General features: G+C 71.5%; 14 protein-coding genes. 13 read left to right on the top strand and 1 reads right to left on the bottom strand.

Annotated elements, in window-relative coordinates:
• Nucleotides 1–77 precede the first annotated feature (77 nt).
• The gene (locus F9B98_RS07130; RefSeq protein WP_150954834.1) at nucleotides 78–1346 is read right to left on the bottom strand and encodes an ROK family protein; all 1269 of its coding nucleotides are present in this window, start codon (nucleotides 1344–1346) and stop codon (nucleotides 78–80) included.
• A gap of 110 nt (nucleotides 1347–1456) precedes the next feature.
• Here F9B98_RS07130 and F9B98_RS07135 point away from each other — a divergent pair, with 110 nt between their 5' ends.
• From F9B98_RS07135 to F9B98_RS07195, 13 genes are all read left to right on the top strand, one after another.
• The gene (locus F9B98_RS07135) at nucleotides 1457–2503 is read left to right on the top strand and encodes a Gfo/Idh/MocA family protein (protein ID WP_150954838.1); all 1047 of its coding nucleotides are present in this window, start codon (nucleotides 1457–1459) and stop codon (nucleotides 2501–2503) included.
• Complete coding sequence (locus tag F9B98_RS07140; protein ID WP_150954841.1) at nucleotides 2500–3237, top strand: hypothetical protein; 738 nt, start codon at nucleotides 2500–2502, stop codon at nucleotides 3235–3237. The genes F9B98_RS07135 and F9B98_RS07140 overlap by 4 nt, the downstream gene beginning before the upstream one ends.
• 270 nt (nucleotides 3238–3507) lie before the next feature.
• On the top strand, nucleotides 3508–4524 hold the full coding sequence (locus F9B98_RS07145; RefSeq protein ID WP_150954844.1) for a VOC family protein: 1017 nt from the start codon (nucleotides 3508–3510) through the stop codon (nucleotides 4522–4524).
• Nucleotides 4525–4558: 34 nt separating this feature from the next.
• Nucleotides 4559–5506 carry a fumarylacetoacetate hydrolase family protein gene (locus F9B98_RS07150; RefSeq protein WP_150954847.1) on the top strand — a complete coding sequence of 316 codons (948 nt, stop codon included), beginning with the start codon at nucleotides 4559–4561 and terminating at the stop codon, nucleotides 5504–5506.
• Nucleotides 5503–6495 (top strand): cyclase family protein, encoded by a 993-nt coding sequence (locus F9B98_RS07155; protein ID WP_150954850.1) that lies wholly within the window; start codon nucleotides 5503–5505, stop codon nucleotides 6493–6495. Before F9B98_RS07150 ends, F9B98_RS07155 begins: the two co-directional genes overlap by 4 nt.
• A gap of 36 nt (nucleotides 6496–6531) precedes the next feature.
• On the top strand, nucleotides 6532–7665 hold the full coding sequence (locus tag F9B98_RS07160; protein WP_150954853.1) for an FAD-dependent monooxygenase: 1134 nt from the start codon (nucleotides 6532–6534) through the stop codon (nucleotides 7663–7665).
• Entirely contained in the window at nucleotides 7662–8699 is a 1038-nt protein-coding gene (locus F9B98_RS07165) for an amidohydrolase family protein (RefSeq protein WP_150954856.1), read from the top strand. Before F9B98_RS07160 ends, F9B98_RS07165 begins: the two co-directional genes overlap by 4 nt.
• On the top strand, nucleotides 8696–9667 hold the full coding sequence (locus F9B98_RS07170; protein ID WP_150954859.1) for a fumarylacetoacetate hydrolase family protein: 972 nt from the start codon (nucleotides 8696–8698) through the stop codon (nucleotides 9665–9667). The genes F9B98_RS07165 and F9B98_RS07170 overlap by 4 nt, the downstream gene beginning before the upstream one ends.
• Entirely contained in the window at nucleotides 9664–10416 is a 753-nt protein-coding gene (locus F9B98_RS07175; RefSeq protein WP_150954862.1) for an SDR family NAD(P)-dependent oxidoreductase, read from the top strand. Before F9B98_RS07170 ends, F9B98_RS07175 begins: the two co-directional genes overlap by 4 nt.
• A 130-nt stretch (nucleotides 10417–10546) precedes the next feature.
• Nucleotides 10547–12040, top strand: a complete 1494-nt coding sequence (locus F9B98_RS07180; RefSeq protein WP_150954864.1) for an MFS transporter — start codon at nucleotides 10547–10549, stop codon at nucleotides 12038–12040.
• Between the two features lie 20 nt (nucleotides 12041–12060).
• On the top strand, nucleotides 12061–13656 hold the full coding sequence (locus F9B98_RS07185; protein WP_150954867.1) for a GMC oxidoreductase: 1596 nt from the start codon (nucleotides 12061–12063) through the stop codon (nucleotides 13654–13656).
• Between the two features lie 245 nt (nucleotides 13657–13901).
• Nucleotides 13902–14291, top strand: coding sequence for a 4-carboxymuconolactone decarboxylase (gene pcaC / locus F9B98_RS07190; RefSeq protein ID WP_150954871.1), 390 nt, complete (start codon nucleotides 13902–13904; stop codon nucleotides 14289–14291).
• Nucleotides 14284–15150 (top strand): NAD(P)-dependent oxidoreductase, encoded by an 867-nt coding sequence (locus F9B98_RS07195; RefSeq protein ID WP_150954874.1) that lies wholly within the window; start codon nucleotides 14284–14286, stop codon nucleotides 15148–15150. The genes pcaC and F9B98_RS07195 overlap by 8 nt, the downstream gene beginning before the upstream one ends.
• The last annotated feature ends 39 nt before the right edge of the window (nucleotides 15151–15189 follow it).

The raw sequence follows: 15189 nt of genomic DNA on the forward strand, positions 1-15189 counted from the left end.
CGTCCTCGTGTCACGAGCGCGCCCGACGGCACGCTTCCGCCTATAACCTAACCACTAATGTCTGAAATAGGAAGAAGTTAGCCCGGCAATCCGTGCACCGCGGCGATGGTGGGGCGGCCCTCGGCGAACCAGCGGGGCAGGCTCACCTCGAACAGCTGCTCCTGCGCGAGATCGACGCCGCCGCGCACGGGTTCGCGTGCGTCGCTCTGACTGGTCGTGATCACCAGATCGCGGGTCGCGAGCGGGAGCGAAAGCTCGTAGACGCGATGGCGCACCTCGGCGAGGAACAGCTCTCCGGTCGAGGCGACGGCGCCACCGATGACGATGAGACTCGGGTTGAACATGTTGACCAGAGCGGCGATCGCCTCGCCGACCTGTCGAGCCGAGGCCTGCACGAGGGAGGTGGCCAGGGCGTCGCCCCGGGTGGCGGCGATGGTGATGGACTCGAGGGTGAGAGCGGTTCCGGATGCCACGCTGTCGGCGAGCGCGCCGGTGGCGCCCCCCGCGATCGCCTCGTGCGCATCGCGCACGAGAGCCCAGCCGCCGGCCACGGCCTCGAGGCAACCGACCTTGCCGCATCGGCACACCTGCTCGGCACCGGGGACGCGCACGTGACCCATGTCGCCCGCTGCGCCGTTCGCGCCGCGGTGCAGGCGGCCGTGCGAGACGAGCCCCGCGCCGATGCCCGTGCCGACCTTGCAGTAGATGAGGTCGACGCCGTCGTCGCGGTGCCGGGCGCGCTCGCCCGCGGCGAGCAGGTTGACGTCGTTGTCGACCCACACGGGGGCGTCGTAGCGCTTCTCGAATGCCTCGCGCACGTCGAAGCCGTTCCAGCCGGGCATGATCGGCGGGGCGACCGGCCGACCGGTCTCGAAGTCGACGGGACCGGGGAGCCCGACCACGACGGCCCACACGGGGGTCCCGTCTCCGGATGCCAGCAGGTCGTCGACCATCGCCGTCGCCGTCGCGATGGTCTCGGCGGGGCCGCTGGCGATGTCCCACGCGCGGTGCGCCTCGTCGAGGATCGTTCCGTCGAGGTCGGTCACGCCGACGTGGATGTGCTGACCGCCGAGAGCGCAGACGACGATGCGACCCCGTTCGGCGCGGAAGCGCAGGGTGCGCGGAGCGCGCCCCCCGGACGACGGGGCATACTCGGCGTCTTCGAGGAAGCCCATCTCGACGGCGCGGTCGACGCGCTGGGCGACGACGCCGCGGCCGAGGCCGGTCACGCGCCCGATCTCTGGGCGGGTGAGGGCTTCGCCCGAGCGCACCATGTTGACGATGCGCAGCAGGCTCGTGACCTCGTCGGTCTGGGCGCCGAAGCGGAGAGTGGACACGTTGGCCATGGGTTGATCTTCACACAGGACCCCCTGCCCCCTGCCGAAATCGCCGCTTGTATGGTTCATTAGTCTCTGACTTCAGCGCAATTCGTGCCGAAGTGGGCGAGGGGGCCGGGATGACGTGGGGCGTGGGCATCATCGGATCCGGGCCGGGAGTGGCGGCTCTGCACGCCCCGACCCTCGCCCGCACGGACGGTGACTTCCGGCTCGTGCACGTCAGCGACGCCGGGAGCGGACGGGCGGCCGTGATCGCCGAGCGCTTCGGGGCCCGGGCGTCGACGGGCGTCGACGAGCTGCTGGCCGACCCCGACGTCGACGTCGTCGCCGTGTGCAGCCCGCCGGCCCAGCACGCCGCGCACGTGCGCGCGAGTCTCGCGGCGGGGCGACGGGCGATCTTCTGCGAGAAGCCGCTGGCCGACACCGCGGACGAGGCCGACCGTCTCATCGCCGAGTGCGCCGCCGTCGGTGCTTTGCTGGTCGTCGGAACGAACCATCTGTTCGACCCCGCATGGGTGCGGGCGACGCACCACCTCAGCGCCCTCGACGGCCGGATCGCCGCGGTCACGGTGACGCTGTGCCTGTCGCCGAACGATCGCTATCACGCGCTGACGATGGGCGAGCCGATCCCCGCGGGTGCGCCGGTGCACCGCCCCCCGCTCGACCTCGACGACCCGGAGCAGAGCGCCGCGATCGTGCGGCAGCTGGTCGCCGGCCTCGGCGTGCACGATCTGCCCCTCGTGCGCGACCTCGTCCCCGCGGCACCCGATCTGGTGTGGGCGAGGCCGGTGGCACCGGTCGGCTTCGATCTGGCGCTGCGCGCGAACGGCGCGCTCGTGCGGTTCACCACCGTCATGCTCCCCGAGGGGGCGGACTCGCTGTGGCGGGTCAGCGTGGTCACCGCGGGCGCCCGCGTCGAGGTCGAGTTCCCTCCGCCCTTCGCGCACGTCGGTGGGGCGCTCACGACGGTCCGCGATGCGCAGGGCGTGCAGACCGTGTATCCGATCGATCGCCGCGACGGCTACGAGGCGGAGTGGCGGGCGCTCGCCGCCCTGCTGCGCGGGGAGGCCGCGATGGAGTACGACGAACTGCGCGCGGACGCGGCCTTCGTGCTGGGGATCGCCGACGCGGCGGCAGCCGCCGTGCGGGCGGAGGCGGTGCGATGAGCGCGCGCGAGGTGCGGACCGACCTCGCCGCCTACCGGGCGGCGGTGGCCGAACTCTCGCCGCTGGTCCGGCTCGGCCGCGGTGCCGGGGCGATCCGCGTGGTCGAGGGCCGGGGCGCCTGGTGGGAGCGTTTGATCGACGCGGCGGCGTTCGTGGTCGACGAACCCGACCCGGCGCCCGCAGACGTGCACGGGCGCCTCGCGCTGATCGCCGCGCCGGTCGCCGTCGTGCGCCGACGCCTGCGTCCCGACGTCGTCGCTGACGCGGGTGCCGAGCCCGTCGCCGCCCGGCACGTCGTCGTCGACGCCTGGGGAGGGCGAACGGATGCCACGGCCCTCCTCCGCGACGCTCTGGGGTGGGCGCGGGTCCTGGCCGGCGGACCGCTGAGCGTCGTCGCTCACGCGGATACGGCGACGGCCACGACCCTGGCCCTCCGCGGCCCGGACGGCGTCGGCGCGAGCGTGACCCGAGCGATCGGTGGCGGGGTGGGCGGCGCGATGGTCGCCACGGCGCTGGGGCCGCGCCGCGTCGAGGTGCGCGTGGATTCGGCGTCGCCGCTGGCCGAAGTCGCGTTCGATGACGACGAGGGGCGCCGCATCCGGCCCGTTCGGCGGGAATCGCCCGAGCGTCTCGCGCTGCGACGGGTGCTGGAGGCTGTCGAGTCGGGCGCGACGCTGAACGACCTCGATGAGCTGGCGGCGGATGACGCGGTCCTCTCACCTTCTTCGGAATGAGCCGCTCTTTCGGACGGCCGCTCCTGCCGGAGCAGGACCCCCTCATGGCCGGTTGCAGGCTCCCCAAGCGGCCAGATGTGGGACATGCACCGTCAAGAGGGGGACGAGCGATGCCCGGGCCCGCGGTCGCCCCTCGCGCTCGCCGCGAGAGCGCCGAGCGGATAAGCCACACCGATGCCCGGCATCCACACAATCGGATTCCCTGATACCGACTTCCGTCGGATAGTGGAAGAAGAGTCGGAACGACCCGATTCACCGAAAGGATCGAAGATGATCAAGCTTCTCTCTCATCTGTCGTTCGTCGCGATCACGACTCCTGATGTCGAGGCCTCGGTGGACTTCTACGTCAACCAGGTCGGCCTGACCGAGGTCGCCCGCGAAGACGGCCGCGTCTACCTCCGCTGCTGGGGCGACTACTACGCGTACTCCGTCGTCGTGGCCCCGGGCGACGAGCCCTCGCTCGAGACCATGGCCTGGCGCACCTCGTCGGCCGAGGCCCTCGAAGAGGCCGCCAAGCGCGTACAGGCCGCGGGCATCGAGGGCGAGTGGTTCGATGGCCGCGGTATCGGCCGCGCCTTCCGCTTCACCGGACCCCAGGGCCACAACATGACCCTGCACTGGGACGTCGAGCGTCATCGCGCCGAGCCGCACACCGCCTCGATCTACCCCGACCGTCCCGAGAAGCGCAGCCCCGTCGCCGGTGCCCCGCGCCAGCTCGACCACGTCACGGTCGCCGCGAAAGACGTCGACGCGTTCGTGCAGTGGTACGTCGACACTCTCGGCTTCCGCTTCATGGCCCGTACGGTGCTCGACGAGGCCCCCATCTCGGTGTTCTCCGTCCTCACCACCAACGAGAAGTCGCACGACCTCGGCGTCGTGCTCGACGGCTCGAGCCGCGCCGGACGCATCAACCACTACGCCTTCTGGGTCGACACCCGCGAAGAGCTGCTCATCGCCGCCGACACCCTCATGGAGAACGGCGTGCCGATCGAGTACGGCCCCAACATCCACGGCATCGGCGAGCAGACCTTCCTCTACTACCGCGAGCCCTCGAGCCTGCGCATCGAGCTGAACACGGGCGGCTACCGCAACTACGTGCCCGACTGGGAGGCCAACACCTGGAAGCCCTCGCTCGGTTCGAACAACATGTACCGCAACGGCGCGATGCCGATGTCGATGACCGAGTCGTTCCCGCCCGCCGACGGCCCCAGCGCCACGGAAGAGGGCGTGCCCGACGAGATCAAGGACGCCCTGCTCAACCCCTACGCCGTCCAGGGCCGGGGCTGAGCGTCGATCCCGGTCGGGGAAAGTGAGCACCACCATGACGACCGCACCCTTCGCGCTCGCGCGCTTTCGACAGGCGGATGCCGTGCGCATCGGCCTCGTCGCCGGAGACCGCATCCGCGCGCTCACCGATGACGAACTGGGTGGGGGCCTGAACGCGTTCCTCGCCGACCCCGACTGGGATCGCCTCGAAGCACTCATCGACGGCCCGGGGGAGTGGCATCCGGTCTCGGAGGTCACTCTCACCGCGCCCGTCGAACCGCGGCAGGTGCTGCAGACCGGCGCCAACTACCGCCAGCACGTGATCGAGCTGGTGGCAGCGGGCCTGACGCAGAACACCGACCGCACGCCCGAGGAGGCGAGGGCGTTCGCCGCCGACATGATGGACGAGCGCGCCCGCAGCGGCGAGCCCTACTTCTTCATCGGGCTGACCGCGTGCGTCGTCGGCGACGACGTGCCGCTGGTCCTGCCCGCGTACAGTGAGGTGCACGACTGGGAGCTCGAGCTCGCCGTCGTGATCGGCCGCGAGGCCTTCCGCGTCTCTCGCGAGGACGCGCTCGACCACGTCGCCGGCTACACGATGGTCAACGACATCACCACGCGCGACCTCGTGTTCCGCAAGGACATGAAAGAGATCGGCACCGACTGGTACCGGGCGAAGAACGCGCCCGGGTTCCTGCCGACCGGTCCTCTGCTGGTGCCCGCGCGGTTCGTCGACCCCGCCGATACGGCGGTGCGTCTCGAACTGAACGGGCAGGTGATGCAGGATGCCAACACCTCCGACCTTCTCTTCGACGTGCCGGCGCTCATCTCGGCGGCCTCGCAGACGCACCCCCTGCTCCCCGGCGACCTGCTGCTGACCGGCAGCCCCGCCGGCAACGGTCAGCACTGGAAGAGGTTCCTGCGCGACGGCGACGTCATGACGGGCACCATCGGCGCGCTCGGAACGCAGGTCGTGCGGTGCGTGGGGGAGGGGGCGTCGTGACGCTCCCCTCGGAGGACCCGGCCGATCTCGACCGCCAGAACCCCGAAGCCGAGATCGCGGCGCGCGCCGAGGCCTTCCGCAACTGGGGGCGCTGGGGCGAGGACGACGTGCTCGGCACGCTCAACTTCATCGACGCCGACAAGAGGCGGGAGGCCGCCGCCCTGGTGCGCGACGGCGTCTCGATCTCGCTCTCGCAGCCGTTCGACACCGACGGACCGCAGAAGGGGTGGCGCCGACGCACCAACCCCGTGCACACGATGACCGACACCGGCACCGACGCCGAGCGTGGCAACCAGGGCTTCCCGCACGGGATCGGCGGGGCCGACGACGTCATCTCGATGCCGCTGCAGTGCTCCACCCAGTGGGACGGTCTCGGCCACATCTTCGATCACGGGTACGCATGGAACGGCCGCCGGGCGGGAGATGTCGTCACCAGCGACGGCGACCTCGTCACCGGCATCGAACACGCCGCCGACGTGATCGTCTCGCGCGGCGTCCTGCTCGACCTCGGCCGCCATCTCGTGCCCGAGACCGGAGAGCTCGCCGACGGCCACGCGATCACCGTCGCCGACCTCGAGGCCTGCGCCGCGGCGGAGGGCGTCGAGATCGGTCGCGGAGACATCGTGCTCGTGCGCACCGGCCACTACACGCGCGCTCGCCGCGAGGGCTGGGGCGACTACGCCGGTGGCCCCGCTCCGGGTCTCTCGCTCACCACCGCCGGGTGGCTGCACCGCACCGAGATCGCCGCGATCGCGACCGACACCTGGGGGTTCGAGGTGCGGCCGAACGAGTTCGACGTTCCGGCCTTCCAACCCCTGCACCAGGTCGTCATCCCGAACCTGGGTCTGACGATCGGCGAGATGTGGGACCTCGACGCTCTCGCCGCGCACTGCGCCACCGCGGGGCGCTGGGAGTTCCTGCTCTCGGCCCCGCCGCTGCCCATCACCGGGGCCGTCGGGTCACCGGTGAACCCCGTCGCTCTGCTGTAATCCCTTCACCCGTCCACAGAACAGAGAGGTTCTGACATGACCGCCGTTCAGAAAGTCGCGATCGCCGGGGCCGGCGTCGCGGGCCTGGCCACCGCCATCTTCCTCGCGAAGGAGGGCGTCGAGGTCGACCTCTACGACGCCCAGCCCGCGCTGTCCACGCGCGGCTCGGGCATCACCCTGCAGGGCAACGCCCTGCGCGTGTTCGACGAGCTCGGGGTATGGGACGAGGTCGCCGCGGCCGGGAAGGCCTTCGAGGGGCTGAACCTGCGTGCTCCCGGACCCGGCGCCCCGGTCGTCGCGGCCCTGCCCGACCTGAAGACCGGCGGACCTGACTACCCCTCGACGATGGGGATGTCGCGTCCCGACCTCGCCCGCATCCTGCTCGCCGCGGCTGAGCGCAACGGCGCGCGCGTGCACTTCGGCACGCGGGTCACGGCCGTCTCGCAGACCGACGAGGGTGTCGAGGTCGAGGTGGACGGGGAATCCGCCGGCACCTTCGACCTGCTCGTGGGTGCCGACGGCCTGCATTCGGCCGTGCGCGAGATGATCGGCATCCACGTCTCACCCGAACAGACGGGCATGGGGATCTGGCGCACCTTCGTGTCGCTGCCGCCCGAGGTCGACCGCAGCGAGCTCTACTACGGCGGGCCGATGTACATCGCGGGCTACACGCCCACGGGCGACGACACCATGTACGCCTTCCTCGTCGAGGGGGCTCAGGACCGCTCGCACGTCTCGCCCGAAGAGGCCCGACGCATCATGGTGGAGCAGTCGCGCGCCTACGACGGGCCGTGGAACCACATCCGCGCCGACATCGAGGCCGGGGCCGACGCCAACTACACGTGGTTCACCCGCCACCTCGTCGACGCCCCGTGGAACCGCGGCCGTGTCGTCGTCATCGGCGACGCCGCGCACAGCTGCCCTCCGACGATCGCGCAGGGAGCGGCCCAGGGCCTGGAGGATGCGGCGGTGCTGAGCGAACTCCTCGTTCAGCGCGATGCCGTGGACCAGGCGCTGTGGGACGCGTTCCACGCCCGTCGTGTCGAGCGCGCCAAGGCGATCGTCGACGCCTCGGTGCAGCTCGGCCAGTGGCAGCTCGACGGCGTCCGCGACGCCGACATGGGCGGCCTGATGTTCGGCGTCGCACAGCTGACGGCGGCCCGCGCGTGAGCCTCGCGAGCGACGGTGCCACCCGCACCGAAGTCACCGACGTCCACGCCCACCTGCTCATGCCCGGGCTTCACGCCGAGGTCGAGCGCCGCGTGCCCGACGAGGTGCAGGCCGCGGCCGACCTCGAGCTGAAGCGCAACGGGCTCGCGAGCCTGCAGGCCTCGGGCCGCATGATCGGCGAGCGCTTCCCGCGCCTGACCTCGGTCGAGGCGCGTTTGGCGGCCATGGACGCGCAGGGCGTCGACCGGCAGTGGGTGAGCCCCTCGCCGAACCACTTCTACCCGTGGGCGAACGAGGGCCTGGCGACCTGGACCACCGGCGAGGCCAATCGCCTCGTCGCCGAGCACGTCGCCCAGGCCCCCGACCGCCTGGTCGGGCTGGGGACCGTGCCGCTGCAGCACCCGCACCTGGTGGTCGACGCGCTCGATGACGCCGTGCTCGGGCGCGGACTCGCGGGAGTCGAGATCTCGTCGTTCGCCGGCGACGTCGAGCTCAGCGACGAGCGGCTCGAGCCCTTCTGGGCGCGCGCGGCCGAGCTGCGTGCGGTGGTGTTCCTGCACCCCTTCGGCTGCTCGCTCGACGAGCGCCTCGACCGGTTCTACCTCTCCAACACGGTCGGCCAGCCCACCGAGAACGCCGTCGCGCTCTCGCACGTCATCTTCGCCGGCGTGCTGGATCGGCATCCGGGACTCCGCCTCGTCGCCGCCCACGGGGGCGGCTACCTGCCGACCGCCATCGGCCGGTCCGACCGCGCCTGGAAGGTGCGGCCCGAGGCGCACGGCTGCGCGCACGCCCCCTCGAGCTATCTGTCGAAGATCTGGTTCGACACCGTCGTGCACGACGAGCGAGCGCTGCGCTGGCTCGTCGAGGCGGCGGGAGCGGACCGGGTGCTGCTGGGCAGCGATTTCCCGTTCGACATGGGCCTGGACGACCCCGTCGCCTTCGTGCGGGGCGCGGGGCTGACGCAGGCGGAGGTGCCCGGCATCCTGGGCGGGAACGCCGCCGAGCTGCTGCGCACCCGGGTGCACGCGTGAGGATCGCGCGCTGGGCCGATGGCGCCGACATCGGCGAGGGCTTCGTCGAGGCGGATGCCGTGGTGCCCTTCCCCGATGGGCTGCGGGTGGCCGAGGTGCTGGCCCAGGGGCTGGCCGCCCTTCCGTCGCTCTTCGCCCGGCGTGACACGCACGCCGCCCGACCCCTGGTCGAGGTGCGCCTGCTCGCCCCGCTCGTGCCCGCCTCGATCCGGGACTTCGTGGCGTTCGAGGAGCACGTCGAGGGCGTCAGCGCGTCGGTCGACGGCAAGAGCGAGGTCGTGCCCGAGTGGTACGAGGCCCCCACGTTCTACTTCACCAACCCGCACACCGTGCGGGGGACGGGCGAGGTCGTCGCGATCCCCGAGACGCAGCGGCTCGACGTCGAACTCGAGCTCGCTGCCGTCATCGGCGGGGTGGCGGGTTCGGACGGAGAGAATCTGGATGCCGAGACCGCGGCGACCCACATCTTCGGGTACACCGTCATGAACGACTGGTCGGCCCGCGACCTGCAGTCCCGCGAGATGAAGGTGCGGCTGGGCCCCGCCAAGGGCAAGGACTTCGCCATGACGCTCGGCCCGTGGATCGTCACGGCCGACGAGCTCGAGCCCTTCCTCGACGACGAGGGCTTCCTCGCTGTGCGGGCCGAGCTGTTCCTCAACGGCGAGCTGATCGGCCACGACCTCGTGTCGAACATGGGCTGGCCCTTCCCCGAGCTCGTCGCGTACGCGGCCCGCAACTCGGTGGTCGTGCCCGGTGACGTGCTCGGTTCGGGCACGGTCGGAAACGGCGGATGCCTCGGCGAACTGTGGGGGCGCCGCGGCGGGCTCGACCCCCGTCCGCTCGAACCCGGCGACGAGGTGCGTCTGGTGATCGAGGGCGTCGGCGAGATCGTCAACGTCGTCGGCGAGCGCGTACCGGCCCCGCCGATCCCCCGCGCGCGGGCACGGTCGAGGGCGCGCTCGCGATGAGTACGCCCGGGATCACCGGGAACATCTTCGTCGTCACCGGCGCGGCAGGCGGTCAGGGGGCGGCGGAGGCCGTGGCGCTCGCGCGGCAGGGCGGCCGGGTGATCGCGGTCGATCTCACCGACGACGCCCCCGGGCTGCGCGAGACCGAGGGCGTGGACTATCGCCGGCTCGATGTCTCGTCCGAAGCGGACTGGGCCGCGCTCGCCGCCGCACTCGCGGGCGAACGCGTGCGCGGGCTCGTCAACAACGCCGGCATCACCCACCGCGCCCGCATCGGTGCGATCGCCCGCGACGACTGGGACCGCGTCTTCGCGGTCAACGTCACGGGTGCGATGCTCGGCATCCAGGCCCTGCTCCCCCTGATGGATGCCGGCTCGTCGATCGTCAACATCGGCTCGGTGGCGGGACTCACGGGGCACTACACGGCGGCGTACACGGCGAGCAAGTGGGCGTTGCGAGGGCTCACGCACGCGAGCGTCACGGAGCTCGGGCCCCGCGGCATCCGGGTCAACCTCGTGCACCCGGGATTCATCGACACCGACATGACCGCGAGCGCCCCGCCGGCGTTCCGCACCGCGAACGAGGGTGTCATCCCCCTCGGTCGCGCGGGCGAGGTCGACGAGGTGGCCGGCATCGTGATGTTCCTGCTGTCGGATGCCGCGGCCTTCCTCACCGGCGCGGAGATCGGCGTCGACGGGGGACAGGCGTTGTCGGGGGCGGCATCCGTCCTCTCTCGCGCTCTCCCCTAATGTTGAAATTCGACATAAGTCCGGTATGATGAGAGGGACGTCGGGGCCCCACGGGTCCGTTCGCCCGGTGAGGAAGCCGGAGCGGCACACACGGTCGCGTCGATCGCCCGGTCGTACGGGCGCCCCACGCATGACTCTCTCCCCCACGCGCCTGCGCGTCCTCGTCGCGGCCCTGCTCGCGGTGTCGTTCCTCGGCGCCCTCGACCACACGATCGTCTCCACCTCGCTCGCCACGATCGCGGGCGACCTCGGCGCGCTCGAGCATATGAGCTGGATCATGGTCGGCTACACGCTCGCCGCCACCGTGATGCTCCCCGTCCTCGGCAAGCTCGGCGACGTCGTGGGCCCCCGACGCGTCTTCGTCGTCTCGCTCGTGCTCTTCCTCGCGGCCTCCCTCGCGTGCGGGTTCGCGCCCGACCTGGGCTGGCTCATCGCCGCGCGCGTGCTGCAGGGACTCGGTTCGGCGGGGCTCCAGTTGATGTCGCAGACGATCGTCGCCCGCGTCACCACCCCCCGCCAGCGTCCGCGCTACATGGCCGTCATCGGCGCGGCCTTCCCGGTCGCGATCGTCGTCGGCCCGGTGGTCGGCGGACTCATCACCGACTACTCCAGCTGGCCCTGGGTGTTCTGGATGAACATTCCGGTGGGGGTCGTCGCGCTCGTCCTTGCCATCGTCGCCGTCCCCCGTCTGCCGGGCGGCGCCCACCCCCGCTTCGACGTGCCGGGCTCGCTCGTGTTCACGGGGTCCCTGCTCGCGCTCATCCTCGCGGTCACCTGGATGGGCGACGACGCCCTGCGTCCCGCGGCGATCGTCTGCGCGGTGGCGGCGGGCATCGGCATCCTGGCCCTCATCGTCATCGAACGGCGGGCCGCGGCGCCGATCCTCCCGCCGCGCATCCTGCGCGACCGCACGATCCTCGTCTGCCTCGGGCTGTCCCTCGTCGTCGGCGCCGGTCTGTTCTCGGTGGTCGCCTACATGCCGACCTACGTGCAGATGGCGTACCGCGCGAGTGCGACGGTGTCGGGCCTCGTGCCGATCGCGACGGTTCTCGGCATGCTCGTGAGCAGCCTGCTGACGGGATGGCTCGTCAGCCGGTCGGGCCGGTACCGGCTCTACCCGGCGGCGGGGACCGCGCTGGCCGCGGCCGGCCTGCTCACGATGGCGTTGCTGCCCCCGGGGGTACCGCTGTGGGCGCCGATGGCGGTCATGGCCGCGGTCGGCATCGGCACGGGCGCGTTCACGAACCTGATCTTCGCGGTCGTGCAGAGCGCGGCCTCGCGCGACGACCTCGGGGCGGTCACCGCCACGACGAACCTCGTGCGTCAGGTGGGCGCGGCCGTCGGGACCGCGGTGGTCGGCGGCGTGATCGGCTTCTCGGTCGCGTCGGCCCTGCCGGCAGGACTGGATGCCGCGACCCTCACGCCCGCGGTCGTTCGATCGACCCCCGCGGCGGTGCAAGACGAGATCGGGCTCGTCTACCACGACGTCTTCGCCCCGGTCTTCCTGGGCCTGTCCGCCGTCTACGCGTGCGGTGTCGTCATCGCCCTGCTCCTGCCCCCGGGGCGGTTGTCCGACGAGACGCCCGCCCCCACGGCATCCGCCCCCGCCCGTCAACCCGCCTGAACGTCCCCGAAGGAGAGACCATGTCCGCCACCCCCACCATCGCCGTCGTCGGCAGCGGCCCCATCGGGTCGACCTACGCCCGACTCCTGCTCGAGGCGCTGCCCGATGCGCGCGTGATCATGTTCGAGGCGGGTCCCCAGGTGACCCCGCGCCCGGGCGAGAGCGTTCGCAACCTCACCGACCCCGACGAGAAGGCGCGTGCTCGCGAGAGGTCGCAGGGTCCGCAGGCCGGGTCCTTCCGCGAGTCGCTCGGGATCCCGGCCGGCGCGGTCGTCGAGGGGATGTTCACCGCGCGGCAGGGAACGCACCTGCTCGATTTCGGGGGACCGGGCTCGGCGCACGCCGAAGCGTTCCCGGCCGCGGCCGCCGCGACCAACGTCGGCGGGCAGGGCGCGCACTGGACTTGCGCCATTCCGCGCCCGGCGTTCAGCGAGAAGCTCGACTTCATCGCCGACGACGAGTGGGAAGACCTGATCTCCACCGCCGAGGGCCTGCTGCACAAGCAGAGCGCCGCCTTCTCCGACTCTCCCGTCGGGGCGGCGATCCGCACGCTCCTCGACCGCGAATTCGCCGCCGAGCTCCCCGAGGGCTACGGCGTCAGCACCCTGCCCGTGGCGGGCGACCCGCAGCCCGACGGCACGATGCGCTGGGCCGGAGCCGACACCGTGCTCGGCCCGCTCATCGAGCCCGGAACCGACACCGCCGCCCGCTTCGATCTGCGCGAGCTCACGCTCGTCCGACGCATCGAGCACGACGGCACCCACGTGCGCGGCGTGGTCGTCGAAGACCTGCGCACGCGCGAAGAGTCGTTCGTCGAGGCGGATGCCGTGGTGGTCGCCGCCGACGCGTTCCGCTCGCCGCAGTTGCTCTGGGCGTCTGGCATCCGCCCCGCGCCCCTCGGGCGGTACCTCACCGAGCACCACGTCGTCATCAGCACCGTCGCCCTCGACGCGGACCGCATGAGCGCTCTCGTATCCGACGACGAGCTCGAGGCGGAGCTCGCCCGACGGGCCACGAATCCCGCCGACCCCGTCGCCGCCGTCAACCGCATTCCCTTCTCGGAGCCCGGGCACCCGTACTCCGCGCAGATCATGTACGCCGAGACCCCACCCTTCCCCCTGCCGGCAGACCACCCCGCGGCCGCCAACCGGTGGGGGTACGTCAACATGGGCTTCGGCACGCGCAAGTTCCCCCGCGTCGAGGACGGGGCGACGTTCAGCGACGACGAGCTCGACTACCGCGGCATGCCGAACTTCACGATCGAGTACGCCCTCACCGAGCGCGAGCGCGTGGAGATCGCCGAGGCCACGACGCGTCTGCGTCGTGCGGGCGAGGCCCTCGGCACCTTCATCGCCGAGCCGCGTCTGCTGCCCAACGGATCGAGCCTGCACTTCATGGGCACGATGCGCGCCGGCACCGATCCCGCCACCTCGGTCGCCGACCCGTCGTCGCGGGTCTGGGGCTTCGACAATCTCGTCGTCGGCGGCAACGCGCTGATCCCCACCGCGAACACGATGAATCCCACGCTCACCAGCGTCGCGATCGCCGTGCGCGGGGCGCGGCACCTGGCCGAGGAGCTGCGGGCCGCGCGCCGAGAGACCGCGCAGGTGGGCTGACTCCCCTCGCCCTTCGCTCGCTTGAGTGCCCGAGACGCGCAGCGGCACACCGGCGACTCGCGGTCCATTCCGGCCGCTCGTCGCGGCGATGTCGCGCCGAAGGCCCTCCTCGGGACGGCCGTCGGGATAGAGGGCGCGTGCGGGCCGAAGGAACGATGCGCCACGGCGCCTCGGCGTGGTTGTCAGACCCGCGAACCTGAGATATTGTCTAGCTGTCTGACAGCTATACGAGCAACGGAGTTCCCATGGCGACCAATGATCTCTACGAAGCGGGGCTGGCCAAGCGGAAGAAGGTGCTCGGCGAACAGCATGTCGAGCGATCGCTCGCGGCCGCGACGGACTTCGCGCGTCCCATGCAGGAGCTGGTGACGGAGTACTGCTGGGGGGCCGTGTGGACGCGCGACGGTCTGGACGATCGCACCCGCAGCATGATCAACCTGGCGATGCTCACGGCTCTCAACCGTGGGCACGAGCTCGCGGTGCACGTGCGCGGGGCCGTGGCGAACGGTGTCACCGAGCAGGAAATCCAAGAGGTCCTCATGCAGACGGCGATCTATTGCGGGGTCCCCGCGGCGCTCGAGTCGTTCCGCATCGCCGAGTCCACTCTCAACGAGCTTCGCAGCGCTCATGAGTGAGGTCGGCTTCATCGGTCTCGGCAAGATGGGCCTGCCGATGGCCGGCCGTCTGGTGGACGCGGGCCTTCGGGTTCGCGGCTACGACCCCGTCGACGCCGCGCGCGACGCGTTCGCCGCCGCGGGCGGCCTCGCCGTCGACGGTGCGGCCGCGGCCGCGGCGGACGTCGTCGTTCTGATGCTGCCCGATTCGGACGTGGTCGATGCCGTCCTGTTCGACGGCGGCGTGGCCGCCGCTCTTCCGGCCGGGTCTCTCGTCATCGACATGTCGTCCTCGGCTCCCCTGCGTACGCAGGACGTCGCGCGCAGGCTCGCCGAGCGGAGCATCGCTTTCGTCGACGCCCCGGTGTCCGGCGGCGTCTCGGGAGCCGTCGCGGGCACGCTGACGATCATGCTCGGAGGAGATGACCCAGCGGTCGAGCGGGCGACGGCGGTCATCGGGACGCTCGGGGCCGTACGCCACGTCGGCCCGGTCGGGGCTGGTCATGCGTTGAAGGCGCTGAACAATCTGCTCTCGGCCACGCATCTGTGGGCGACATCCGAGGCCATTCTGATCGGGGAACGATTCGGCCTCGATGCCGCCACCATGCTCGACGCGATCAACACCTCGAGCGGCCGCAGCGGGTCGACGCAGAAGAAATGGCCGGACTTCGTGCTCCCGGGCACCTTCGATTCCGGCTTCAGCCTCGCTCTCATGCTGAAGGACATGCGCATCGCCAGCGATCTGGCTCACCGTCTGAACATGCCGGTCGAGCTCGGCGATGCCGCGGTGCAGCGCTGGGCGGACGCGCGCGAGGGCCTCCCCGAGAACGCCGACCACACCGAGATCGTCCGCTGGCTGCGCGGCGCGACCTCAGAGTGACCTGAGACCAGGACGGCGCAGTCCGGTGCCTGGACGTGA

The sequence above is a fragment of the Microbacterium testaceum StLB037 genome (assembly GCF_008763945.1).
GTDB classification, from domain to species: domain Bacteria; phylum Actinomycetota; class Actinomycetes; order Actinomycetales; family Microbacteriaceae; genus Microbacterium; species Microbacterium testaceum_G.